At 42.8% G+C, this 24,391-nt stretch carries 18 protein-coding genes; 6 read left to right on the top strand and 12 right to left on the bottom strand.

Features of this window, described 5'->3' with window-relative positions; genetic code table 11:
* Positions 1 to 18: 18 nt before the first annotated feature.
* The 10 genes from yacG to nadC form a co-directional block, all read right to left on the bottom strand.
* Positions 19 to 243, bottom strand: coding sequence for a DNA gyrase inhibitor YacG (gene yacG / locus MP3633_RS10195; protein ID WP_176335467.1), 225 nt, complete (start codon positions 241 to 243; stop codon positions 19 to 21).
* Positions 237 to 848, bottom strand: a complete 612-nt coding sequence (gene coaE / locus MP3633_RS10190) for a dephospho-CoA kinase (protein ID WP_176335466.1) — start codon at positions 846 to 848, stop codon at positions 237 to 239. Before coaE ends, yacG begins: the two co-directional genes overlap by 7 nt.
* A 3-nt stretch (positions 849 to 851) precedes the next feature.
* On the bottom strand, positions 852 to 1,637 hold the full coding sequence (locus MP3633_RS10185; protein ID WP_176335465.1) for a prepilin peptidase: 786 nt from the start codon (positions 1,635 to 1,637) through the stop codon (positions 852 to 854).
* Positions 1,638 to 2,702 (bottom strand): type II secretion system F family protein, encoded by a 1,065-nt coding sequence (locus tag MP3633_RS10180; RefSeq protein WP_176335464.1) that lies wholly within the window; start codon positions 2,700 to 2,702, stop codon positions 1,638 to 1,640. It lies immediately after the preceding gene.
* Positions 2,689 to 3,639 (bottom strand): GspE/PulE family protein, encoded by a 951-nt coding sequence (locus MP3633_RS10175; protein WP_176335463.1) that lies wholly within the window; start codon positions 3,637 to 3,639, stop codon positions 2,689 to 2,691. Before MP3633_RS10175 ends, MP3633_RS10180 begins: the two co-directional genes overlap by 14 nt.
* Positions 3,636 to 4,088: a pilin gene (locus MP3633_RS10170; protein WP_112138503.1), complete on the bottom strand. Its 453-nt coding sequence runs from the start codon at positions 4,086 to 4,088 to the stop codon at positions 3,636 to 3,638. The genes MP3633_RS10175 and MP3633_RS10170 overlap by 4 nt, the downstream gene beginning before the upstream one ends.
* A 75-nt stretch (positions 4,089 to 4,163) precedes the next feature.
* Positions 4,164 to 4,538 carry a hypothetical protein gene (locus MP3633_RS10165; RefSeq protein ID WP_176335462.1) on the bottom strand — a complete coding sequence of 125 codons (375 nt, stop codon included), beginning with the start codon at positions 4,536 to 4,538 and terminating at the stop codon, positions 4,164 to 4,166.
* 100 nt (positions 4,539 to 4,638) lie between these two features.
* Complete coding sequence (gene pta / locus MP3633_RS10160; RefSeq protein WP_176335461.1) at positions 4,639 to 6,738, bottom strand: phosphate acetyltransferase; 2,100 nt, start codon at positions 6,736 to 6,738, stop codon at positions 4,639 to 4,641.
* Between the two features lie 45 nt (positions 6,739 to 6,783).
* Positions 6,784 to 7,974 (bottom strand): acetate/propionate family kinase, encoded by a 1,191-nt coding sequence (locus MP3633_RS10155; RefSeq protein WP_176335460.1) that lies wholly within the window; start codon positions 7,972 to 7,974, stop codon positions 6,784 to 6,786.
* A complete protein-coding gene (gene nadC / locus MP3633_RS10150) occupies positions 7,971 to 8,825 on the bottom strand; it encodes a carboxylating nicotinate-nucleotide diphosphorylase (RefSeq protein WP_176335459.1) in 855 nt (284 codons plus the stop codon). Before nadC ends, MP3633_RS10155 begins: the two co-directional genes overlap by 4 nt.
* Before the next feature lie 905 nt (positions 8,826 to 9,730).
* On the opposite strand from nadC, the gene aceE reads away from it, so the two are divergent.
* Together aceE and aceF are read left to right on the top strand one after the other, a co-directional pair.
* Complete coding sequence (aceE, locus tag MP3633_RS10145; protein WP_176335458.1) at positions 9,731 to 12,397, top strand: pyruvate dehydrogenase (acetyl-transferring), homodimeric type; 2,667 nt, start codon at positions 9,731 to 9,733, stop codon at positions 12,395 to 12,397.
* Positions 12,398 to 12,487: 90 nt separating this feature from the next.
* A complete protein-coding gene (aceF, locus tag MP3633_RS10140; protein WP_176335457.1) occupies positions 12,488 to 14,413 on the top strand; it encodes a dihydrolipoyllysine-residue acetyltransferase in 1,926 nt (641 codons plus the stop codon).
* 91 nt (positions 14,414 to 14,504) lie between these two features.
* Here aceF and MP3633_RS10135 read toward each other — a convergent pair whose 3' ends face one another.
* Together MP3633_RS10135 and rne are read right to left on the bottom strand one after the other, a co-directional pair.
* Positions 14,505 to 16,151 (bottom strand): SulP family inorganic anion transporter, encoded by a 1,647-nt coding sequence (locus tag MP3633_RS10135; protein ID WP_176335456.1) that lies wholly within the window; start codon positions 16,149 to 16,151, stop codon positions 14,505 to 14,507.
* A gap of 121 nt (positions 16,152 to 16,272) precedes the next feature.
* Complete coding sequence (gene rne / locus MP3633_RS10130; RefSeq protein ID WP_176335455.1) at positions 16,273 to 19,383, bottom strand: ribonuclease E; 3,111 nt, start codon at positions 19,381 to 19,383, stop codon at positions 16,273 to 16,275.
* 474 nt (positions 19,384 to 19,857) lie between these two features.
* On the opposite strand from rne, the gene rluC reads away from it, so the two are divergent.
* The 4 genes from rluC to MP3633_RS10110 all read left to right on the top strand — a co-directional run bounded on the left by rluC (position 19,858) and on the right by MP3633_RS10110 (position 24,312).
* Positions 19,858 to 20,829 carry a 23S rRNA pseudouridine(955/2504/2580) synthase RluC gene (rluC, locus tag MP3633_RS10125; RefSeq protein WP_176335454.1) on the top strand — a complete coding sequence of 324 codons (972 nt, stop codon included), beginning with the start codon at positions 19,858 to 19,860 and terminating at the stop codon, positions 20,827 to 20,829.
* Between the two features lie 196 nt (positions 20,830 to 21,025).
* Positions 21,026 to 22,492 carry an anion permease gene (locus MP3633_RS10120; RefSeq protein ID WP_176335453.1) on the top strand — a complete coding sequence of 489 codons (1,467 nt, stop codon included), beginning with the start codon at positions 21,026 to 21,028 and terminating at the stop codon, positions 22,490 to 22,492.
* A gap of 559 nt (positions 22,493 to 23,051) precedes the next feature.
* Complete coding sequence (locus tag MP3633_RS10115; RefSeq protein ID WP_176335452.1) at positions 23,052 to 23,513, top strand: hypothetical protein; 462 nt, start codon at positions 23,052 to 23,054, stop codon at positions 23,511 to 23,513.
* Positions 23,514 to 23,559: 46 nt separating this feature from the next.
* Positions 23,560 to 24,312, top strand: a complete 753-nt coding sequence (locus MP3633_RS10110) for a CLCA_X family protein (RefSeq protein ID WP_176335451.1) — start codon at positions 23,560 to 23,562, stop codon at positions 24,310 to 24,312.
* Positions 24,313 to 24,391: the final 79 nt, after the last annotated feature.

Here is a 24,391-nt window from a genome sequence, read left to right as displayed (position 1 = left end):
ACATTCCACGTCTAGCAATTATAAAAAGGATTTATTTGGATCAATCACGAGATCTTCCGAAAAAATCTCGTCCTCTTCTGAGGTTTGCTGAGGAATAGAATAAGATTCACTCGCCCATGCTCCCAAGTCAATCAACTTACATCTCGCACTACAAAACGGACGGTCTGGATTTTTTTTAGACCAAGGTGTTTTTGTTTGGCACGTTGGGCAGGCAACTAAGGTTGCAGTATTACTATTTAACATGATAATAACTCTAAAATATTTTGGTGCAATTTGAAGACTTTAGCATTCATTTCAACAATATTACCAGCGTTTTCCAAGACTAGATCAGCCCTCTTAATGCGTTCACTGTTGCTTAATTGTGTACCCATGATTTTTTCAGCGCTTTCTTGGCTTACCCTGTCTCTGTTCATGACGCGTTGAATCTGTATATGTGCGGGAACATCAATCACGACCACTAGCTTGCATATAGCGTCTTGATTTGTCTCAAACAGTAGAGGATGAACAAGTAATGTGTATTTTGAGGATGTAGCATTGATTTGTACTTTTATTTCATCACGAATGGCGGGATGTGTTAAAGATTCTAGCCATAATCTCTCTTCTGGTTGATTGAAGATTATAGTGCGTAAGGCGCTTCGATTCAGGTTGCCATCATTTAATAATATGCGATCACCATAGCGCTGATGAATGTTGCTTAAGCAAGCCGATCCTGGCTGAACGACGAGTCTTGCGACGTCATCAGCGTCGACACTTTGAATGCCCAATTTGTTGAAGCATTTTGTAATTGTGCTCTTGCCTGAGCCAATGCCACCAGCAAGGCCAATGATAGGTGGAGTAGTGTCAGCCATAGGTTATAAATAAAACATCAGCATGCCAGAGAGAATTAAAAATGGGCCAAATGCCATGTGTTTAGATCCATCTTTATTGAATAACAGAGTGTATAGGATTCCGGTTAAACTTGCACAAAGTAACAGAGGCGCTAAGCTTGAAAATCCAAGCCAAGCGCCAAGTGCCGCGATGAGCTTTACGTCGCCTAGCCCTATGCCTTCTTGTTTTCTAAATGTTAAATATAGCCATCGTAACGTGAATATAAGGCTATAGCCTATTAACATCCCCAATACACTGTTTTCTAATGTGTTTGAAAGTAAGTGGAGTAATAAACCACACGCCAATATTATTGTACTGCATTCATCGGGTATTAATTTATGCACTATATCAATGCATGCTGCTGTTATTAAAGCACTTACTAATACAGTCTGCAGCGTAAGCTGATAGACGTCTTCATATAGCCATAACAGAGGAAGGCAGAAAACAAGGTGTAGAAGCTCGATCGTAGGATAATGAGAAGAGATCTTTTTTTGACAGTAGTGGCATTTTCCCTTGAGTAATAAATAACTTATTAGAGGAATCAGGTCTTGCCACCTAAGTATCTGTTCGCAATGTGAGCAGTGAGATCGAGTGTTACTTATTTGGACTGGAGGAAGTTTGTTAAAAGGCAGTGAAAGAAAGTCATGCGCTTCTTTTTCCCATAAGTAAGCGTGCTTCATCGGCCATCGAGAGATAAAAGCCGCGGAATAACTACCAATACTTAAGACAGTTAATGTGTAAAAAAACCATTCTAATATGAATGTATCCATTTAAGGCATCTCAAGCAGTGGTGCGTATAAAGAAATCAGAGCAGAAGTGACAAACCCACCAGCGATAAATAGACACACTGCGGGAATGAGTTTCTCAAGTAAGGAAATATTTTTTTGCCAGTGCTTTTCGTGTTCTATTTTGGCAAGAATAAGCGCTCTTTCTATGTTGCCATCTTGCTCTGCAGAATGAAGGGCTATGGCCGACTGATTGGGAAACCAAAGCTTTGGGAAGCTAGCTGCATAATTATTTCCAAGGCAGAGCGTGTAATACACCGTATAAATTTCTTGTTTCATTGGTTCGTATTGAAAATATTCCGGCATCCTTTTTATCGCCTGTTGCAAAGTGAGCCCTGTTTTTCGTGTTGTACTTAATAGAGAGAAAAGTTTGGTAAGACGAAAGGTTGAGCTGTATTTTTCTAGCCAATAACAAGCATGGCCTCTATAAAGGCTATGGATGATTACGAGTTGAATGGCGCTGCATACGGTATAAATAGACAAGTCACTAATGAATTCAAAAACATAATTACCCATAGACGTTGACCGAAATATACGGTTCACGATCATAATGATTAACGCGATTTGAATGATGCAAAATGGGTAAATAATGGCTTTTAATAATCGTTTTGACCAATCTAGCAATGTTTTTAGTTGATCAATAGAAACAGTAAGGCTTTGTTCGCAGTCTTCTCTTGTGCCGTGTGAGTTCAGTAAATGGCAATAGGGAGCGGCGGCTGATTTTGTTAGGTTGTTTAACGCTTCATTGAAAAGGACACCATGCTCTAATTCGCTCAATATTGCTTTGCTTACTGTTCCGATAATGGGGTGTGTTGATGATAAAGCAAAATGAGTGATGGCTTGATTCAGTTGCAGTCCAGAATGCAGAGCACTCTGTATTTCTTCGTAAAAAGTCTGCAATGCTTTGTAATCCAGTTTCTTTGGATTCCAGTGGGTGATAGAAATTTGCCAGTGACCATCTTTTATATAATCAAAAAGAACCTTGCTTTCGGATATCCCATGCCTGTAATCGACTTTGTCATTTTGGTGTTTGATTTTATACCAAGGCAATTTGAGCCTCGCTATCTTTATGGGTAAAGGTTTGCCATAGGGCGGGAGTAGAAATAAGCATTTCGTAGTTTTTGGGTAGAGAGTCTTTCCATAGAGGCTGTAAACCATTGAATACGGGCTGTTGTGAAGCAATTTTATAAAGCATGGATTGGTGAATAATGAGTTTCAAAGAGCTAACTAGGGAAAAAAAGTCTACTTGCCAGCCATGGCAACGATGCATCGCATCAAGTGCTGAGTTTGTATGCAGAGTGGCGAGTACCAGATGTCCAGTGAGAGCCGCATTAACTGCAAGGTTTGCTGTGATCGAATCTCGTATTTCACCGACCATAATGATATCCGGATCTTGTCTTAAAAAAGATTTCAATAGAGCGGCAGAATCTAATCCAATAGCGTGATTTGGCTCACATTGGAATAACCCCTGAATCTCATATTCAACTGGGTCTTCAATAGTAAAAATGGTTCTTTTGCCATTATTTAAAGAGTCAAGACACGAATACAGTGTGGTGCTTTTGCCTGCCCCTGTGGCTCCGCAGACTAAAATTAAGCCGCTGGCACCCTTTAGTGTTGAGTTCAATGTCGTCAGTAATGATGGCTTTATGCCTATATCATTAAGCCCTAAGCGGTTTTTTTCAGGTAATAATCGCATGGCGATTTTTTCGCCTTTGACCGTTGCAACAATACTTACTCTAATAAAAGTCTGTCGATTTCGCTCCTCAAATAAAAACTGGCCTTCTTGTGTTCTCCTTGTTTCTGACAAGTCTAAATTTGAACGCATTTTGATGCGGTTGATGAGATTGCTACCTTGGGATAAATTAGCGATTTTGTGTAGTAACCCGAAGTTGCGTTGAAAGACTGTTGCTCCAAGGTTTGAGTGTTCAATATGCACATCGGTCGCATGGCTGCTAACAGCATTGGAGAGTATTTCTTCTAATGTCATTCTTCTTCCCCCGCTAAGCTTTGGCATTGCATCGGAAGAATGTTTGAGTCTAAATCAGAGCTGCAATGCCAATTTCTATTTACATCTCGTGTGTATTTTAGATATTGGTTTTCATTTACTCCCGTGCTGCTATTAAGGCTGATAGCCAGGATTCCTGAGCTTTTATTTTGACTATTAACAGACAGTGACTTAACGATTGAATCTTTGGATAAGGGGTGTTTTATGAGGTTAAATTCGGATTTGGTTGGAAAGGATCCGTGTAAAAGAATAAATTCCTCAACCATAGATTGATGCTGAGTCGCGAGGTTTTGTGCTTCTATTAATTTTGCTTTGGCAATTTGGCGTGTAAAGGTAGGGGCTGACAGGCTAGCGAGTATTGAGATAATCGCTATCACAACCATGAGCTCTAATAGCGTAAAACCACGCATAGTTAGGCGGGAACGTAACATTCTTCACTCCTTGAAGGTTTTTAGTTATCAGCATCCTGCCAATAAAATTACATTTAATGAAAGAGTCTGTAAGAATCAAACAATTTGATCGAGAACATCTCCAGTCGGTGTTTTTTCTTTATAGCTGGTGGTTTTTGTCTCTTTATTCATACCGTCGATGAGAGGCTCAAGGTCATCTTCTATAAACTCTTCCTCTAGATCATGCCATATGTCACTTTTTTTATTGATTGTTTCTTCTTCAAATTTTTTTTGTTTTCTTTGTGAAAGGGCCTGTCCTTGTTCCGATATAGTAACAACAAGGTCGCTTGATGCTTTTGCATTGCGCGTATTCAGGGCCGCTAAGCTAGTGTCTTCGTCCGAGCGTAAATCAAAAGTGGTATAGCCAGGTGTTGTCGTACTTGTTGAAGTATGACTTGAAAGCGCTATTGTGTGTGGGAGGCTGCCAGACATTACAATCACCAATCAAACGATTATCAGTAAATGATAATAGGCATTTGAGGATATGTCCAATACAGGTGAAAAATGACGTACTTGTATTGGACTGTGATTTTTATAGATCCTTAAGTTTTCCGGCTTGGATCGCGGTAATCGCAATGGTATAGACGATATCATCGACCAAGGCACCGCGAGACAAATCATTAACCGGTTTGCGAATACCTTGCAGCATCGGTCCTATGCTTACAACATCGGCGCTTCGTTGCACGGCCTTGTAAGTGGTATTGCCGGTATTCAAATCAGGGAAAATAAAGACGGTGGCTTTACCTGCTACCTTGCTGTTTGGCGCTTTTTGTTTTGCGACTTTTTCCATAATAGCCGCATCGTATTGCAAGGGACCATCAATCAAAAGATCAGGACGAAGCTTTTGCGCTATCGCTGTCGCTTCTCTGACTTTATCGACATCATTACCTGTTCCTGACCCACCTGTGCTGTAACTAATCATAGCGACTTTAGGGGTGATGCCGAACGCCGCTGCGGAATCTGCACTTTGAATGGCGATTTCTGCAAGCTGCTCTGCTGTTGGGTCTGGGTTGATGGCGCAATCACCGTAAACCAATACTTGGTCCGGTAAGCACATAAAGAAAACTGATGACACTAAGCTTGCGCCAGGCGATGTTTTGATCAGTTGAAGCGCAGGTCGAATGGTATTTGCTGTGGTGTGAATAGCGCCAGACACTAAGCCATCAACATCGCCGACTTGTAACATCATGGTGCCTAAAACAACGTTATCTTCAAGCTGTTCTCGGGCGACAATGTCCGTTAGGCCTCGGCTTTTTCTAAGCTCAACCATGGGCGCGACATAACGGTCGCGAATACTGACTGGATTAAGGATTTCAACACCATGGTTTAATTCAATGCCGTTGTTTTGTGCAATTCGAAGAATTTCTGTTTCATTACCTAATAAAGTGCAGCGAGCAATGCCTCGCTCAGCACAGATAGAAGCCGCTTGAATGGTTCTGATATCTTCGCCTTCTGGTAGGATTATTCGCTTATTAAGAGAGCGTGCCAATTCAATAAGGCGAAATCTAAAGGCCGGTGGTGAGAACTTGCGTTCTTCTTGGTTCATGGCAAATGAATTGATCCAGTCATGATCAATGCATCGTGCAATGTGCTCTTTCACCATCAAAATCCGCTCTTTATCATCTAATGGAATCTCTTGGTTAAAAGACTGCATATTGATAACGGTTTCCCAGCTGTTTGATTCAACCGATAAAATGGGCAAGCCTTTTGCCATGGCTTTCCCGCATAGTGACATGAGCGCTTCACTTGGTTGGTAACCACCAGTGAGAACTAATGCCGCGATTTTAATATCGTTTAGTGCGGCAATGGCCGTTGCCATGATGACATCGGTTCGATCACCCGGTGTGAAAACTAATACGCCTGGGCGTAAGGCTTCAAGCATATTTTCAACACCGCGAGCACACAAGGTATAAGATTGCACACGGCGAGAATCGATTTCTCCAGCGTTGATAATACGGGCATTAAGAAAGTCTGCTACGTCTTTGACTCGAGGATAGGTTAGTTCAACTGCCGCTGGTATTTGACCAAGTAAACTAAAGTTGCGCTTAAAAATACCTCTTTGTGCAAATAGATCACCGTAAGATTTTACTCCTAACGACCCTGGTGTTGTTTTATTCAGGATACAGCCAATCACATCATTTGCTTTAATTCCGCCATAAGAGCCTGCGGCAATTTCAACATGATGCTCTAATTCATTTACACGCATGTTGTTAGGCGCTGTTACCAATACAAGTCCAGCGTCTAGGGTTCTAGCAATGGCTTTATTAAGTCTAGTTGCATAGGGGTGTCCTGCTATTTGGGCAAGACCTTCTACAATAACCGTCGAGTCTGGTTCCACGCTTGCTTGGAAGCGACCAACAATTTCTTCCATGAGCTCATCAATATTATCATTATAAAGGTAACGTTCTGCATCATGTAACGGAATGGGCTCGGCAGGTGATAATGTTGACCCTTGAGCGACCATTGCGGTTGATTTATCGGGTCCCTTATCGCCTGGCTGAGGTTGAGCGATAGGTTTAAAGAAGCTGGCTTTTAACCCTTGTTGCTCGAGTGCTCGAACAAGGCCTACTGAGACAGACGTTAAGCCAACGCCAGGGCCGGTAGGGACAGTCATAAGTACATTAATTGACATATCTGATGAATCCTAAGTTAGTCCATTATGGGAGCACGGTCATGATCAATGTTGAATTAAGCTAATAGTATCCAATGCAATCATTAACTCTTCGTTTGTTGGAATGATCCAAACGGTTGTGTTGCTATTGTTTGCTGTGATGTCATATTCTGCGCCACGTGGTGCTTTTTCATTAAGTGTCGAGTCTATATTGATATTTAGTGCTTTCAGGTGATTACAAATCACCTGACGCAAATAGCTCGAATTTTCTCCGATACCACCAGTAAAGACTAAATGATCAATGCTCTCTAACGTCGTTGCTACACTCGCCAAATGTTTCGCCGTACGTGCTGCAAACATATCTAAAGCCAGCTTTGCTCTTTGGTCACCTGATGCCATTGCTTCTTCAAGTGTTCTGCAATCATTGGATATTTCCGATACTCCAAGTAAACCGCTTTTCTTGCTAAGAATATCCAGAGCCTCGTCCGCTGAAATATTTTCAGCATGACTGATAAAAGAAATGAGACTTGGGTCTAGGCTGCCTGAGCGGGTCCCCATCATTAACCCTTCTAATGGGGTGATACCCATGCTTGTATCAGATGATTGACCATGATTGATTGCGCAAGTGCTAGCGCCATTGCCTAAGTGGGCGACGAGTACGCCTTGTTGATCGCTGCCTAGCGAAATTTGCGCTAATCGCTGGCTGATATAACGATAGCTGGTGCCATGGAATCCATATTTTCGAAAATGATGTTCTCGATAAAAGCTCATGGGAATAGGGTACAGGAATTGCTCTGGTGCAAGTGTTTGATGAAAAGCTGTATCGAAAACTGCCACTTGAGGAAGTCCAGGAAAAAGCTCAAAAGCCACTTCTATGCCTTTGGCATGCGCTGGATTGTGTAGTGGGGCGAATTTCGAACAATCTGTTATGCCGTTTATGACCTCTTGATTGATCAATACAGACTTAGTGAATGCTTCACCGCCATGAACCACTCGATGGCCGATTCCCATCAATGAGTGTTCAATATCTAAGTGAGCATTTAACCATAGCTTGACTTGAGTAACGGCGTTCTTATGGCTGCCTTCGTCAAGCATGACGATACTTTTTTTTTCTTGGTATTTGAAGGTAATGCTACTTTCACTTGAACCCAACCTGTCGGCGATACCTTCAACCAGCGTTGTCTGGCCTGCATTGGCTAAGATGGCAAATTTTAAAGAGGAGCTTCCGCAATTAATGACTAGAATACTATCTTTCATACTTTTTCCTGGGATACGCGCAAAGATAGATCTATTGCTTGAACGTGTTTTGTTAAGGCACCAATAGAGACAAAATCAACACCCGTTTCTGCTACTTTCAAAAGTTGCTCTTTGGTCATATTTCCAGACGCTTCAAATTTCACTTGGCCTTGAAAGCGAGAGACCGCGGTGGTCATGTCTTCATATGAAAAGTTATCCAGCATAATAATGTCGGCACCAGCATCCACTGCCATAGCGACTTCTTCGAGGTTCTCTGTTTCAACTTCTATTGTTTTGCCTGGGGCGATTGTTTTTGCCATGCTAACGGCATTGGCGATGGAGCCAGCGGCCATAATATGGTTTTCTTTTATTAAAAATGCGTCGTATAAGCCCATACGATGATTTTTTCCACCACCTACCGTCACCGCATATTTTTGAGCTTGTCGCATGCCGGGCAATGTTTTACGAGTGTCTAAAATAGTGAGTTTCGTATTTTCTACGATCTGCGAATACTGGCGAGTGATATTGGCAGTGTAAGACAAAGTTTGTAAGAAGTTTAATGCGGTTCTTTCACCTGTTAAAATGCTTCTGGCGTGACCTTTAAGCGTTAAGAAAACGTGATTAGGCTCCAGTAGGTCGCCTTCATTTTTTTTCCACTCAAGGGAAACTTTCCCTTCTAGCTGAGAAAATACTTCATTCACCCATGCTTGACCGCATAAAACAGTGTGCTCGCGGCTTATAATAGTGGCGGTGATTTCTTGGTCATCAGGAATGAGCTGGGCAGTAATGTCACCTGAACCTATATCTTCTTTCAACGAAAAAGCAACTTGCGATTGAATGTGCTCGCTTAATAGAGCGCTCATAAGGGTCATGTACTATCCTAATATGCCACATAATAAAATAGGTATTGTAGCGCTATATTAATGTTGCGTCAGTGTTGTTTTTTCTATATTCCTTGATTTACTTAGGCTTTCTATGGGAGACACCATTTTTTTGTTTTTCCACAATCTCAGTTTGCACTGCGTAATAACCTTGACGTTATGGTTTATAAAGCTTGTTTTTGGGGTTGGTTGTTAGCTCGTATTTGCTGTCTTAAGCTTGTTTTTGTGATTTTTTTTGAAAAATGCAGGTAATTCACGATATTTATACAAGCCATAGATTTAGTGAATTCCAATGTGTTTGTATCGCATTCTAGAGGGTTGGCATGGTTTACTGTCAGTTTTTCGGTATGCATCATGGCATTTTAAAGCTTCAAAAGTGTCTTGCTGGCTTCGATCTTTATGTGGGTGGCTAGGCGATCTCTTGATTAGGTGTTAATCTTAGGCCCAAATTAGACCCTGTTATGGTGAGTTTATCCCCACTACATGTAAGGTTTAGGTAAAGTTTTTATACTATGTGTGCGTTTTACGTACGCAGTTTAGTAAATAGTTTTGAATTTTTATGTGCATTTAGTAACGCTATTTGTATGTAAAAACTTAATGTTGGGTTTGATGAACCAAACCCAAATTGGAAGCGAGCCGACTAGAAAATTTAGTGGTCGATGCAATGGACAAAATATAAAAACAATAAGAGTTGCCATTGGAACGTATAAAACGACGCTTTAAACATAAGTAAACTAGTGTGTCGTTTTATCCTAGGTCGGCTGGATCTTTATATAGCTATTTTTATAGCTATATAAATAGGGTCCGACGGCTCGTTTAAGTAGCCTCTAAGACATTAATACATAATTGATCTTGGTAGGTTAGTATCTGTTCTAATAGCGGGAGTTATTAACACGATGACTGAGCAGCATATTCTCGAAGACATTGATCCAATTGAAACCAAAGAGTGGGTCGATGCGCTTGAGTCTGTCCTTCGCGAAGAAGGTCCTGATCGCGCACAATACATTTTAAATCGTTTATCGAATGAAGCTTCAAAAGCTGGCACATCAATGCCTTCGTCTATCACGACGGCATACCGGAATACAATTGCTCCTGAAAATGAGAAGCCATTACCGGGTGATGTATTTATGGAGCGTCGTATACGTTCTATAATTCGTTGGAATGCATTGGCTATGGTAATGAAGGCAAACCGTGTTGATTCAACACTTGGTGGCCACATTACGAGCTTTTCTTCTGCGGCAACGCTTTATGATATCGGTTTTAACCACTTTTTCCGTGGTAATGACGGTAAACAACAAGCTGATATGGTTTTTTTCCAAGGCCATATCTCTCCAGGTATTTACGCTCGCTCATACATTGAAGGTCGTTTGACTGATGAGCAGTTAGATAACTTCCGTCGTGAAGTAGATGGCAAAGGTATCTCTTCTTACCCACACCCTTGGTTAATGCCTGATTACTGGCAGTTCCCAACGGTATCTATGGGTCTTGGGCCATTACAAGCCATTTATCAAGCACATGTAATGAAGTACCAGCATAGTCGTGGTCTTATTGATCAAGGCGATCGTAAAGTATGGGCGTTCCTTGGTGATGGTGAGTGTGACGAACCTGAATCTTTAGGTGCAATTGCGCTTGCTGGACGTGAAAACCTAGAAAACCTTATTTTCGTGATCAACTGTAACCTACAGCGTCTTGATGGCCCTGTACGTGGTAACAGTAAAATTGTTCAGGAACTTGAAGGTGTATTCCGTGGCGCTGGCTGGAATGTGGTCAAGTGTTTATGGGGTCGTCATTGGGATCCTCTTTTCGCGAAAGATCATAACGGTTTGCTTGTTAAGCGTATGAACGAGGTTTGCGATGGTGAACTTCAGAACTACAAAGCAAATGGTGGTGCTTATACTCGTGAACATTTCTTCGGCAAATATCCAGAGTTGCTAGAAATGGTTAAAGACATGACTGACGATGAGATTATGAATCTTAATCGCGGCGGGCATGATCCTTACAAAGTTTACGCAGCGTATTCCGAAGCAACTTCTCATAAAGGTCAACCGACTGTTATCTTGGCGCAAACCGTTAAAGGTTACGGCATGTTTAAAGCGGCTGAAGCGCAAAATACAGCGCACCAAACTAAGAAGTTAGATGAAGAGTCACTTGCTCTGTTTCGTGATAAATTCGGTATTCCTATCAGCGATGAAGACCTAAAAGACTTACCGTATTACAAACCGGCTGAAGACAGCCCAGAAATGCAATACATGCGCTCTCGTCGTAAAGAATTGCATGGTGCTTTCCCTATTCGTAACCACGATTGCGAAGCGCTTGAAGTACCTTCTTTAGAAGCCTTCAAAGCTCAAATTGCGGGAACAAAGGGGCGTGAAATTTCTACGACTATGGCATTTGTGCGTGCGCTGAATGTTATGGTTAAAGATAAAAAAATCGGCAAGCGTGTCGTTCCAATCGTTGCAGATGAAGCGCGTACGTTTGGTATGGAAGGCATGTTCCGTCAGCTAGGTATTTACTCTTCTGAAGGTCAGCGTTATACGCCTCATGATCATACTCAGATAATGTATTACAAAGAATCTGCGGATGGTCAAATCCTTCAAGAGGGCATTAATGAGCCTGGTGCATTCTCTGCCTGGTTAGCATTGGCTACGTCTTATGCCAACAGCGCTCTTCCAATGATTCCTGTTTACATCTATTACTCAATGTTCGGATTCCAGCGTATTGGTGATTTGGCTTGGGCTGCCGGTGATTCACAGGCACGTGGTTTCTTGATTGGTGCGACTGCAGGTCGTACTACGTTGAATGGCGAAGGCTTACAGCATGAAGATGGTCATTCCCATATTCAGGCTGGTCTTATCCCTAACTGCATATCTTACGATCCGACTTACTCTTACGAAGTGGCTGTCATTGTTCAAGATGGCTTGCGTCGTATGTATCAGGAAAAAGAGAGTGTTTTCTATTACCTAACTGTAATGAATGAAAACTACGCTCATGAAGATATGCCTGAAGGTGTTGAGGACGGCATCATTAAAGGGATGTATAAGCTTAAATCTCATGAGAAGAAAGCCAATAAGAAACAGGTACAATTACTTGGTTCTGGTGTCATTCTTCGTGAAGTGGAAGCCGCTGCAGAAATTCTCTTTAACGACTTTGGTGTAAACTCTGATATTTGGAGCATAACATCATTCAATGAATTGCGTCGCGAAGGTCTTGATGCAAGTCGTTGGTCTATGCTTCATCCAGAAGAGGAAGCTCGTCAGTCATATGTCGAGTCTTGCTTGGATGGTAAAGGTCCAGTTATTGCATCTACCGATCATATTAAATTGTTCGCAGATCAAATTCGTCCGTTCATTAAGAGTACGTACAATGTGCTAGGTACGGATGGTTTTGGTCGCAGTGATACACGTGCACAATTACGTCATTTCTTTGAAATTAACCGTTATTGGGTCGTTGTTTCTGCTTTGAACGCGCTGGCGAAAGACGGTGTGATTGATGCATCTGTAGTTAGTGGGGCGATTGCTAAGTTTGGTCTTGATCCAGAAAAGCCAAACCCAGTAACTTGCTAATTACCCAACAAGCTAGGTATCTGACTCAAGAGTATCTTGAGTCAGATAAGTTTTTAAGTTTGATGCGTCTATACGACGAAGGAGATTTCTGTGAGTACTGAAATCATTCGAGTACCGGATATTGGTGGTGCGACTGATGTCGAAGTTATCGAGATCAGTATTAAGGTTGGCGATACTGTTGAAGTTGACCAATCTATAATTGTATTAGAAACGGATAAAGCCTCTATGGATGTTCCATCTTCCATGGCTGGTAAGGTAACAAGCATTTCCGTTAAAGTGGGCGACAAAGTCTCTGAAGGCGATGACGTTATTGTTATCGAGATTGAAGGTGCTGCTGCATCTGCGCCTGAAGCGAAAGAAGATGCTCCAGTCGTTGCAGAGGCTCCTAAAGCCAAGGCAGCTCCAACTTCGACGCCGTCTGCTTCTAGTGATAAGAAAGTTTCTGTACCTGATATTGGTGGCGCAACAGATGTTGAAGTCATTGAAATCTGTGTTGCAGAAGGCGATATGGTTGAAGAGGGTGACTCTATAATTGTATTGGAAACTGACAAAGCATCGATGGATATTCCTTCACCGTTTACCGGTAAAGTTGGAAAAATATCTATTAAAATTGGCGATACTGTTTCGGAAGGTGCTGATATTTTAGTGGTTATTGCTGAATCTAGTGCTCCTGTTGCTGAAGCCGCAGAAGCGCCACAGCAAATAGAGGCTGCTCCAGTGACAGCAGCACCTGTAGCTGGTGGTGTTGAAACGGTTAATGTTCCTGATATCGGCGGCGCAGAAGGCGTTGAAGTTATTGAGGTGGCTGTTTCTGCTGGTGATAAAGTTGCAGAGGGCGATTCAATTATCGTTCTTGAAACTGATAAAGCATCTATGGAAATCCCTGCACCTAAGTCTGGAACGGTTAAATCTGTTTCGATCAAAGTGGGCGACAAGGTTTCTGAGGGTCATGCTGTTCTTGAGTTAGAAGTTGAAGGTGGTTCTGTGCCGGTAGCGGCGCCTGTTGTTGCTGAAAAAGCAGAACCTGTTGCCACTGCGCCTCAAGCTAGTGCGGTTAAAGCCGCGCCAGTCGATCAGTCTGCTGTGCTGTCAACGCCATCTACGAAAGTTCATGCTGGACCTGCGGTTCGCATGCTTGCTCGTGAATTGGGCGTTGAGCTTGCTCTTGTTCGTGCTACGGGTCCTCGTGGCCGTATTACGAAAGAAGATTTGCATGCTTATGTTAAAGCAGCGGTGCAAAAAGCTGTTTCAGCTCCAGCAGGTGGTGTTACGTCAGGTTCTGGTTTGCCAACGGTTCCAGATCAAGACTTTAGCAAATTCGGTGAGATCGAAGTTGTTAAGATGAGTAAGATTCAGCGCTTAACTGCTCAAAATATGGTTCGCAACGCGCTTGTTGTGCCTCAGGTTACGCAGTTCGATAAAGCTGATATTACAGATCTTGAAGGCTTCCGTAAGGGCTTGAAAGGAGAGATGGAGAAGCAAGGTATTAAGCTGACGCCACTTCCGTTCTTGATTAAAGCGGTTGCTCAGGCGATGGTCGCGAACCCTAGCTTTAACGTGTCGCTGATGGCTGATGGTGAAAGCTATGTCCAGAAAGGCTATGTACACATTGGTATTGCAGTGGATTCACCGGTAGGTTTGGTGGTTCCTGTATTGCGTGATGTTGACAAGAAGTCAGTGGTTCAGATCGCTAAAGAAGCAAACGAGTTAATTAAGAAGGCCCTTAGTAAGCAACTTAAGCCTGTTGATATGCAAGGTGGTTGTTTCACTATCTCTAGCTTAGGTGCTATTGGCGGTACAGGATTTACACCTATCGTCAATTGTCCTGAAGTGGGTATCCTTGGTGTTTCTAAAGCGGACATTGAACCACGCTGGAACGGCAAAGAGTTCCAGCCTCGCACTATGTTGCCACTGTGTTTGTCTTATGATCACAGAGCGGTTAACGGTGGAGATGCTGGTCGCTTTATGACGTTCTTGAATTCGCTATTAAGTGATGTGCGTCGCTTGTCTCTTTAATGAGTCGCTTTGATCCATATTGCTAGTGTACATAAAAGCCGCTTTTAAAAGCGGCTTTTTTTTTGTTCAAAATTTTTCTTATGATTGAGCGCTAACCGAGATTATTAATGGCTAGCATGAGTGCGGATTTTCGTGAATCACAGAAGGCATTATGTGGTAGACGCTTCAATACACCCAATTTTTCTAAACGTTCTGTGGTTTGTCCGTTCGGACTAAAGATATAAACGGCGCAATCTGCTTCTATCGCATCTTTTATTGCATTTTCTAGCGCTAAGCTGATGGTTAGATCCATCATAGGAACGGCGCTTAAATCCAATACAACCGCTTTATAATTATGGATGCGGTTGTGATGTTTTGCGATGGCTTTACTGGCGCCAAAAATCATTGGACCAGACAAATAGAACAGTAAAACTTTCCCGTCTGCCTCATCAAGTAGCTGCTTTTCTTCGTCAGTTAAAGGCACGTCATCGTCAGCATCACTAATGGCCTTTACATTTCCAGACTGCAGTCGGCTGAGTTTCTCTATCGTAATAATGTTGGCAATGAAGACACCGATTCCTACTGCGACCATTAGATCGACAAAGACAGTGAGCGTCATTACTCCGTACATGATGATGGTAGGAGATAAGGCTATTTTATGGGCGCGTTTTAGAAAGCTCCAGTCAAGAATGTTGATACCCACATACAGGGCAATGCCTGCCAATACAGCCATAGGAATCGGACTGATAAGTTCAGAGGCACCAAGCACAACCAATAGCAAAATGAATGCTCTTGCAATGGCGGCTATAGGAGACTTTCCTCCAGATTGAATGTTGACCACGGTGCCCATGGTTGCACCAGCACCTGGTAGTCCTCCCAATAGGCCTGAGAAGAAATTCGCTATACCTTGACCTATTAATTCACGATTCGAATCATGTTCTTTACGGGTTAAGCTATCGGCGATGACAGCAGTTAATAGTGTGTCGATACAGCCTAGTGTTCCAAGGACGAGTCCATCTATAATCATTTCTATGATGACAGGGCTTTCAAAATGAGGCCAGTTGATAGAGGGTAGTCCAGATGGAATGACGCCAATACGGCGAACGTCAGTGTCATTAAAGAGAATGACAGATACTAATGTGATAACGACTAGGGCAACCAGTTGAGGAGGTACGTAACGACGCCAATGTTTAGGTAGGTAGAACAGAACACCTAACGTTAAAAGTCCTAAAAAAAGTTCTGAAAATTTCAGATTCATTAGCAGTTTTGGCAGCGCAGTAAGCGTTCCTATGACTCCGCCAGAGGGTGAGGGATGTCCTAGGAATGGAGCGAGCTGAAGAATGATTAAAATAATGCCAATGCCAGACATAAAGCCTGAAATGACACTGTACGGCATTAGAGTGATGTATTTTCCTAATTTTAGGTAACCAAGTGTGATTTGAAACAGGCCAGCTATCATAACAACAGTGAAAGCCATGGCCACCCCGCCTTCAGGGCTGCTCGCAATCATACTGGTGAGTACGGCGGTCATGATTACCGTCATTGGGCCTGTTGGCTCAGAAATTAGGCTGGTTGATCCACCAAAAACAGCGGCAAAAAAACCGACAAGTATCGCCCCCCATAATCCTGCCTCTGCGCCAGCACCTGACGCAACACCAAAAGCTAGAGCAAGGGGAAGGGAAACGATGGCAGTAGTCGCACCTCCAAATAAATCACCCACTAAAGCCCAATCTTTGAAGCGAGAAAAATCAATGATCATTGTTTTATACCTATCCGTTATCTATGTTCATATCAGACTATTGAGATTGTATATTTTATCTGTTTGCAAAAGAGCCCGCATAATGCGGGCTCTTTTTTTTCTTAGATATAATTTGTAGGTTTTATTCTACATGGGAATCTGACGTTGTTTCAGTGCCGCTTTGCTCTTCTCGAGAAGCTCTTGGGTCATTTTTTACTCGACCGGCTGAAGCTCGTCTGCGAGATGTCGCTGCGCTGCGTTTTTCCTCTTGTTCTAAGCGAAGCTTTTCTTGCTGGGCCAAAATAGCGGCAGGCAGCTCAACAGGTGCTTTGGTTTCCGTGTTTGCCTGCTTGGTAGCTGGTTTACCACGACCGCGGCGAGGAGCCCTAGATGAGCGACCAGTATTTTCTGGTGTTTCTTCTTTCGTCTCTTCACTTTCTGTTGTTTGCTGTATTGCTTCTACTGGTTCGGCTTCTTTTATTTCAGGTTCAGAAGGCGCGACACTCTCTTCAATTTTTTTCTCGATAGTGGCTTCAGCTTCTACCGTGTCTTCCACTTGATCTTCCGAAAGTTCTACTGCTGGTTTATCTGCAATAGGGGCTTCGGTTACTTGTGGTGTTTCTTGCTCAACTTTACTCATTTGAGCTTTTACTGACATTTTAGGCTTTACCGTTTCTACCGGTGTTTCGCTTTCTGTAACAACTTCTTCTATTGCTTGTTGTGCTTCTGTTGTTGAAACTTGTTCAGCTTCAACAGCTTCAACAGCTTCAACAGCTTCAACAGCTTCAACAGCTTCAACAGCTTCAACAGCTTCAACAGCTTCAACAGCTTCAACAGCTTCAGGCTCTTTTACTGATGGTGATTTTGATGTTGTTTCTTCTGTATTTGTTTCAGCTTTTACGGTTTCTGACGATTCAGCAACAACATTTGTTTCTTGGTTGTCAGGCTCTGTACTTTCATGTTGTACGTTATTTTCTTCTTTTTGTGGGCGACGAGAGCGACGAGAGCGACGTGAGCGGCGTTGTGGTTCATCGCCATTTTCATTGCTTTCTGCTACGGCGTTCTGAGCAGCTTCTAGTAAAGCAGCATCTTCTTGCTCTTGTAGTTTTGTTGCTTCTAGTACTTCGTCTTTCAATTTCCCGTTACGACGACGATTGTCATTACGGTCACGCTTACGTTCTTTTACTTCAGGAATTTCTTTTTCCTTTTGTTGTTGGCGAGGTGCTTTTACAGCCGCTTCTTGCTTTTCAACTTTAGGTTCTGGCGTCTCTTGTTTGTTTCCGCGATTATTACGGCGGTTGTTGCCTTTGGTTTCAGTTTCGGCTTCCGCCTGTTCGCGACGCGATTGACGGGTCGAGCGATTTTGCTCGGTTTTATTGTCGCCATGATCTGAGTTTTGGTGTTTTACGTTACGCTTGTTTCTGTTTACACGACTGCCGCTAGGTGTACTTGAAGCGTTGCGTTCACTGGGTGCAGGTGTATTGGAAGCGGTTTTACTTGGCGTCGTTTTACTTGTTGGCTTTTGTTTTGTCTTGGTTTGTGGCTCTCCAAGTAAGGCCGTCATAATACGTTTAAGTAAGCTAGGTTTTGCTTGCGTACTTTTGGTCACTTTATTAGCCGCAGGGGTTGGTGCGTTATGTGCTGGTGCCGGCGCTTTAGGAGCTATGCTTGTCACGGCTGCTTGTGGACGCACATTTTCGTTCACCTGGCGAGGTTCGTAAGGTGGTTGCTCAGGCGCTTCGACTAATGAGTAGCTGTTTTCGTTCTGAGCTACCACTGTGCTGTCATCACGAATACGTTCCACTTCGAAGTGTGGCGTTTCCATATGCGGATTCGGAACAAGGATAATATGAACGCTGTTACGTTTTTCAATTTTGGCGATATTGGTGCGCTTCTCATTGAGCAAGAAGGTTGCAACGGATACCGGTAAAACAGCGCGAATTTGAGCGGTACGTTCTTTAGAGCATTCTTCTTCGATAAGACGAAGCACAGAGAGTGCTAGAGACTCCACGTCACGAATAAATCCTTGACCATTACAGCGAGGGCAAACGATACCACTGGTTTCACCAAGCGATGGGCGTAGTCGTTGACGGGACATTTCTAGTAAACCGAAACGTGAAATGCGTCCAATTTGAACTCGGGCACGGTCAGCTTCTAGCGCATTCTTCATGCGCGTCTCAACTTCTTTTTGATTGCGTACTGGTGTCATATCGATAAAGTCGATAACCACCAAGCCGCCAATATCTCGTAGACGTAGCTGACGAGCAATTTCATCTGCGGCTTCTAAGTTTGTTTGAAGTGCTGTTTCTTCAATGTCTCCACCTTTTGTTGCGCGGGCAGAGTTTATATCGATAGAAACCAAAGCTTCTGTTGGATCAATAACAATAGACCCACCAGATGGCAGACGAACTTCACGCTGAAAGGCGGTTTCAATCTGACTTTCGATCTGGAATCGATTAAATAGAGGTGTGGAGTCTGTGTACATTTTAATGCGCGATTTGAAATGCGGCATAACTTGCATTACAAAGTTGATCGCATCTTGGTAAGCGTCTTTTTCATCAATCAATACTTCGCCAATGTCTTCACGTAAGTAATCGCGAATCGCACGAATGACGATATTACTTTCTTGATAAATTAAGAAAGGGGCTGGCTTCTCTGTTGCGGCTTTGGTAATTGAGGTCCAAAGGGTATCAAGGTAATCCAAATCCCATTGAAGCTCTTCTGTTGAGCGACCAACACCGGCCGTTCGAACAATCAGACCTCCATTTTCTGGCGTGTTTAGGCCTGACATGGCTTCTTTTAGGTGAGATCTGTCATCACCATCAATGCGGCGAGAAATACCACCAGCTCGTGGGTTGTTTGGCATCAAAACCAAGTAACGGCCAGCGAGACTAACGAAAGTAGTAAGGGCTGCGCCTTTATTACCACGTTCTTCTTTATCTACTTGCACAATCACTTCTTGACCTTCACTTAACACATCTTTGATGTTAATTCGGCCTTCGTGATTTGTTTTTTTAGAAAAATACGTTTTTGAAATTTCTTTCAAAGGAAGAAAGCCGTGGCGATCAGCACCGAAATCAACAAAAGCAGCTTCTAGACTCGGCTCAATGCGAGTAATGCGGCCTTTGTATATATTGGACTTCTTCTGTTCGCGTGAACCGGATTCGATGTCTAGATCATATAGACGTTGACCGTCTACGAGGGCGACGCGCAACTCTTCTTGTTGAGTTGCATTTATAAGCATTCTAATCATTGTATATGTGAACTCTGTTGGCTGATGCGAAAGAGTCACTGCAGTGATAGGGTAACCATTAATAAATTTGACTCAGAATTAGAGCATGTCATTCAGTCTTTCCTGGCAAGAGGAGTACGCTTATTCGTTTATTTTATGTTAAACGCTTTTGTGCGGTCGCTGCCCTAATGAATACTAAATAGTCTCTTTAACCGGTCTCGTTTTTATTTGCTTTTTACGATACAACGCGAACGCGCGGTCGAGCAATTTAATGAGATGTCCTTCCACTGAAGCGGATTTTTCCGAATCATGCGGTTTATTATTTAAGATTAACTGTTACAGAGGTAAGATAGGGGCCAAAGTGTCGCTTCGGCAATTTTCATTCAATTCTTGCATCTTATCTTCGAGGTGTTTTGTTGCCTCTTATCCTTTGCGAATGTGAATATAACAGTAAAAACTAAGTGCTTCAATTATAAAGGAAACCAATCTTTGCTTATGTCGGACTCAGAACAAAATCAAGTAGAGCGCCCAGCGGTTCGTTACGTCACTATTGACGAGAATAATGAGGGGCAACGAGTAGATAACTTTTTGCTTACTTTTTTGAAAGGCGTGCCTAAAGGTAAAATCTACAACCTGCTTAGAAAGGGGGAAATCCGTGTAAATAAAAAACGCACGAAGCCAGATTATCGCCTTCAGAATGACGATATTGTGCGAATAGCGCCAATTGTTATTGCGCCAGAATCAGAAAAGCCACTTTTGGGTGATCGACTGAAAGGCGAAATAGAGTCACGTATCGTCTACGAAGACAAAGGTCTAATTGTCGTAAATAAACCATCTGGACTGGCTGTCCACGGTGGCAGTGGCTTGAGTTTTGGTCTTATTGAAGTAATTCGGCAAATGCGTCCTCTGGAAAAGTTCACTGAGCTTGTCCATCGATTGGACAGGGATACGTCGGGTCTTATTATGATTGCTAAGAAACGAGCAGTATTAAAAGAGCTTCATACGGCATTGCGTGAAAAAGAAGGCGTACAAAAAACATATCTTGCCTTGGTGTATGGCAGCTGGCCAAAGCGTAAATTGCAAGTTAATGCGCCTTTGCTTAAAAATGAGCTGAAATCTGGTGAACGTGTTGTGAAGGTTCATACCGATGGAAAAGAATCTTTGACACGATTCAAGTTGGTAAGACAATTTGAGGGATATAGTTTGGTTGAGTGCGAACCTGTGACTGGGCGTACACATCAAATTCGAGTGCACGCTCAATATGCCGGCTATCCGATTGTTGGCGATGAAAAATATTCACCGGACGAATCATTAAAAGAAACCAAAGCATTAGGCTTTAAACGTTTGTGTCTGCATGCGACGCGATTAGACATTATGCTCAATGGCGAGCGTATGTTGTTTGAGGCACCAATAGACAAAGAGTGGCAGAGTTTGATGAACGATAAGTTGACGGCGGCTTTTCCTTAGCAAGCTACTGGAATGCGTTTTACATTGTATTGTTAAAAAAGGCCTACTTATGTAGGTCTTTTTTTGCCTTGTTTCGGTCTCTGGATTTATTTTTTGTGATATGAGTCACCTCTTGTTACTAGTGAATAGGGTAATATAGGCGCAATGACTCCTTGCTTATTCTTGGGGAGAAATCTTCTGAATTTTAGGGTGCATAATGAAAGTCGCTGATATTCGCGTTATTCCAGGGCTAATCTCCATCGCTACGATTTTTTTGCTTTGGTTTGTTGTGCCTGTTCCTGATGGCGTGTCGGTCAATGCGTGGCATTTGCTGGCTTTATTTGTCGGTACCGTCGTCGCCATCATTGGCAAGGCCATGCCAATCGGCGCGATTGCTATTTTGGCGATTACTTTGGTTGCGCTAACTGGCGTGACGAATGATGACCCTTCAGCAGCAATTAAAGATGCCTTAAGTGGTTTCTCTAATTCTCTTATTTGGTTGATTGGTATTGCCATCATTATTTCAAGAGGTTTGGTGAAAACGGGTTTGGGTAATCGCATCGGTTACAACTTTATTTCTTTGTTTGGCAAAAAAACCATTGGAATTGGTTATGCGCTGGCGCTTTCTGAATTAGTTATCGCGCCTGTTACGCCGAGCAATACGGCTCGTGGTGGCGGTATTATTCATCCCATTATGAAATCCATTGCCACAAGCTTTGGCTCTTCTCCTGAAGAAGGCACTTCTCGCAAGATTGGCCACTACCTTGCCTTAGTTAATTATCATATTAATCCTATTACCTCTGCGATGTTTATTACAGCGACGGCGCCAAACCCTTTGATTGTTAAGTTGATTGCAGATGCCACAGGTTCCAGCATCAGTATTACTTGGGGGACTTGGGCGCTCGCGGCGTTTTTACCTGGCATGTTATGTATTGCATTGGTTCCTTTGGTTGTTTACGCCATTTACCCGCCAGAAATAAAAAGCACGCCAGACGCAAAAAACTATGCAAAATCTAAGCTTGCTGAAATGGGTGTTATGTCTTACGGCGAAAAAGTCATGGTTTGTGTTTTTGCTCTTTTGCTGATTCTTTGGGCTGGTGTACCGGCGATGCTACTTGGCTCCGCTTATGCCGTCAATACAACCGCGGTGGCCTTTTTGGGCTTGTCAATTTTGTTGGTGACGGGGGTGTTGAGTTGGGAGGATGTACTTAAAGAAAGATCTGCATGGGATACGGTGGTTTGGTTCTCCGCTTTGGTAATGATGGCAACCTTTTTAAATAAGTTGGGCTTGGTGCAGTGGTTCTCTTCTGTTGTTGAGAGCAATATCGCAGATTTAGGCTTTGGCTGGGGGGCTTCGGTCGTTATATTGGTTGCCGTGTATTTTTATGTACATTATTTTTTCGCAAGTACTACGGCGCATATTACAGCCATGTTCGCTGCATTCTATATGGCTGGTTTGGCTCTCGGTGCGCCACCTTTGTTTCTTGGTTTATTACTGGCTGGCGCGTCTTCTTTGATGATGTCGTTAACCCACTATGCGACAGGCACCTCACCGATTATTTTTGGCTCAGGTTATGTTTCCATGGAGGATTGGTGGATCATGGGTTTTATTATGAGCCTCGTCAATTTAGCGGTTTGGGGGGTTGTCGGTGGGCTGTGGTGGAAGGTGTTGGGCTATTGGTAGTTATAAATACAAATCCTGAATGCCGGTAACGGCAAAGAGCGGTTAGAAGTTAATCTAACGTGATTGTAGGTAATTTGATTACTGGTAATAGATAAAGAAAAGGGCAGCCAGATGGTTGCCCTTTTCTTTTTTACAGAGTTAAGGCTTTCGTGCTGAACTCTTAGCACTGAGCTCTTAGCGCTTAGCGCTTAAATTTTAGGATAGCTGTGATCAACAGCTACACCATCACGACCTTCATAGTTCGCACGAATGTATGAGGCTAATACATCTATTATTTTTGCATGCAATTTGTCATCTAAATTTTTCAGAAAACGTGATGTTATGTGTGTTAGCAATACGATCTGCGTGAGCTGTGTTGCCAAATTAAAGTGTCAGGTAGTCAACCTGAAAGGCGCAAAGATAAGATTAAAATGTGCATCTGTTCTTTGGGTGTTGTTCTTATCCTTTTGCCTTAATAGAATCAGATGTCACTTATATTTGCCTTGCAATTACTTTGTTTTTGTTGAGATTGAAAAAACAAACCAAGGCATGCCTTACACTGATATAGAAGAAGATCCGCATGAAGAAAGTATTTCTGAAAAAGCTGCAGTCTCTTACCGCGATTCTTGTATTGAACACGGTGCCCGTCGGTTTTGCGCAGGCTAGTGTTGGTTACGAAGCAGAGGTGCTGCAGGCAAGGGTACTTTCTGATGATAGAAAAAGTACTCTAAAAGGCGTTGGTGTAAAGCTTGACCCACTGAATCAACTTTATTTAGATAATTCGCTGGCTTATATACAAAAGCACGCCCAGCAACCGTCCAACTATCAGCATCAAGTCGCCTTAGCTCTGGTCGAAGAGGCGTATCAAGATGACTTTGATGCCTTGTTGGATCAGTATGAACATGAGCTTAATGTTGTAGCCAGTAACGACCCTGTGCAAACAAAAGAGTTAAAGGATTGGGTTGAAGAAGAATTGCAGTTATTAAAAAATATGCGACATTCTAAAATTGCTGAATTCAATCAGCAATTTGGTATCACATAAATTCCTATACAGTTTTAAGTTCAATGTAATTAATTAGCGAGTCATAATGTCAGCTTCACAGGCCTCAATTAATTTTGCCAAGATTCGGCGGCAGTTTGATTTTCGTGGTATTGAAATGGGGCGTTGGGTTACGTCCGAAGAACGAGATCGAGCAGCGGTTAATTTTCATCGTGCGCTAGAAGATTTAATGTCTGTATTGCAAGGGCCTGAGTTGCTTGTATCTCTGCGGGGTACTCTTGGCCTTCAATATGGAAAAGGTGGAAGGCCTGGCGTGGCTGCTCACTATGTTCCAGCAACGCGACAGCTGTCCTTAGCGAAAAATGCGGGCGCTGGAAGCCTTGCTCATGAATGGTTTCATGCTTTCGATCATTACCTAGGTGATAAAATGTTCCACTTCGCCTCTTCAGCTAGCTTTGCATCTAGTAATTGGCTACAGCAACCCAGTTCAAGTAATATCAAATCACATCCCTTGAATGATCTTCTAGGCGACTGTTTCAAGAGTATTCTACTCAGTCCAGACGGCGGCGACACCAGCGAAATGTTTCAAGCGTCTCAATGTGTCGATGAAAAGCACAATACCTTCTATTACTCCAAACCAGAAGAAATGTGCGCTCGTGCATTTGAGTCCTTCGTAGAAGACAAAAAGCCATCAAGTCGATTCTTAGTAAAAGGTACGCGCTATTCCGAGGAAGCAAAGGCAGGGCTTTATCCTCAAGGGGAGCAGCGAGAAAAAATCAATCAGGCATTTCAAAATTACTTTGGCTTACTTGGACGAGCGCTGAATAAAGAGCTTGGCTAAATCGCTTTAGTATTTTCGATAAAATTAAGGACAATAAAAAACGAGCCACTTGGACTCGTTTTTTGTTTCAGGCTATGAC

It is taken from the genome of Marinomonas primoryensis (assembly GCF_013372285.1).
In the GTDB taxonomy this organism is placed as follows: domain Bacteria; phylum Pseudomonadota; class Gammaproteobacteria; order Pseudomonadales; family Marinomonadaceae; genus Marinomonas; species Marinomonas primoryensis.
The sequence above is the reverse complement of the archived record's forward strand: the minus strand, read 5'-3'. Positions and strand labels throughout refer to the sequence as shown.

Bases quoted from the DNA above. Each gene is read 5' to 3' on its own strand.
- yacG (WP_176335467.1), bottom strand. From the start codon at position 243: ATGTTAAATAGTAATACTGCAACCTTAGTTGCCTGCCCAACGTGCCAA.
- coaE (WP_176335466.1), bottom strand. From the start codon at position 848: ATGGCTGACACTACTCCACCTATCATTGGCCTTGCTGGTGGCATTGGC.
- MP3633_RS10185 (WP_176335465.1), bottom strand. From the start codon at position 1,637: ATGGATACATTCATATTAGAATGGTTTTTTTACACATTAACTGTCTTA.
- MP3633_RS10175 (WP_176335463.1), bottom strand. From the start codon at position 3,639: ATGACATTAGAAGAAATACTCTCCAATGCTGTTAGCAGCCATGCGACC.
- MP3633_RS10170 (WP_112138503.1), bottom strand. From the start codon at position 4,088: ATGTTACGTTCCCGCCTAACTATGCGTGGTTTTACGCTATTAGAGCTC.
- MP3633_RS10165 (WP_176335462.1), bottom strand. From the start codon at position 4,538: ATGTCTGGCAGCCTCCCACACACAATAGCGCTTTCAAGTCATACTTCA.
- pta (WP_176335461.1), bottom strand. From the start codon at position 6,738: ATGTCAATTAATGTACTTATGACTGTCCCTACCGGCCCTGGCGTTGGC.
- MP3633_RS10155 (WP_176335460.1), bottom strand. From the start codon at position 7,974: ATGAAAGATAGTATTCTAGTCATTAATTGCGGAAGCTCCTCTTTAAAA.
- nadC (WP_176335459.1), bottom strand. From the start codon at position 8,825: ATGACCCTTATGAGCGCTCTATTAAGCGAGCACATTCAATCGCAAGTT.
- aceE (WP_176335458.1), top strand. From the start codon at position 9,731: ATGACTGAGCAGCATATTCTCGAAGACATTGATCCAATTGAAACCAAA.
- MP3633_RS10135 (WP_176335456.1), bottom strand. From the start codon at position 16,151: ATGATCATTGATTTTTCTCGCTTCAAAGATTGGGCTTTAGTGGGTGAT.
- rne (WP_176335455.1), bottom strand. From the start codon at position 19,383: ATGATTAGAATGCTTATAAATGCAACTCAACAAGAAGAGTTGCGCGTC.
- rluC (WP_176335454.1), top strand. From the start codon at position 19,858: ATGTCGGACTCAGAACAAAATCAAGTAGAGCGCCCAGCGGTTCGTTAC.
- MP3633_RS10120 (WP_176335453.1), top strand. From the start codon at position 21,026: ATGAAAGTCGCTGATATTCGCGTTATTCCAGGGCTAATCTCCATCGCT.
- MP3633_RS10115 (WP_176335452.1), top strand. From the start codon at position 23,052: ATGAAGAAAGTATTTCTGAAAAAGCTGCAGTCTCTTACCGCGATTCTT.
- MP3633_RS10110 (WP_176335451.1), top strand. From the start codon at position 23,560: ATGTCAGCTTCACAGGCCTCAATTAATTTTGCCAAGATTCGGCGGCAG.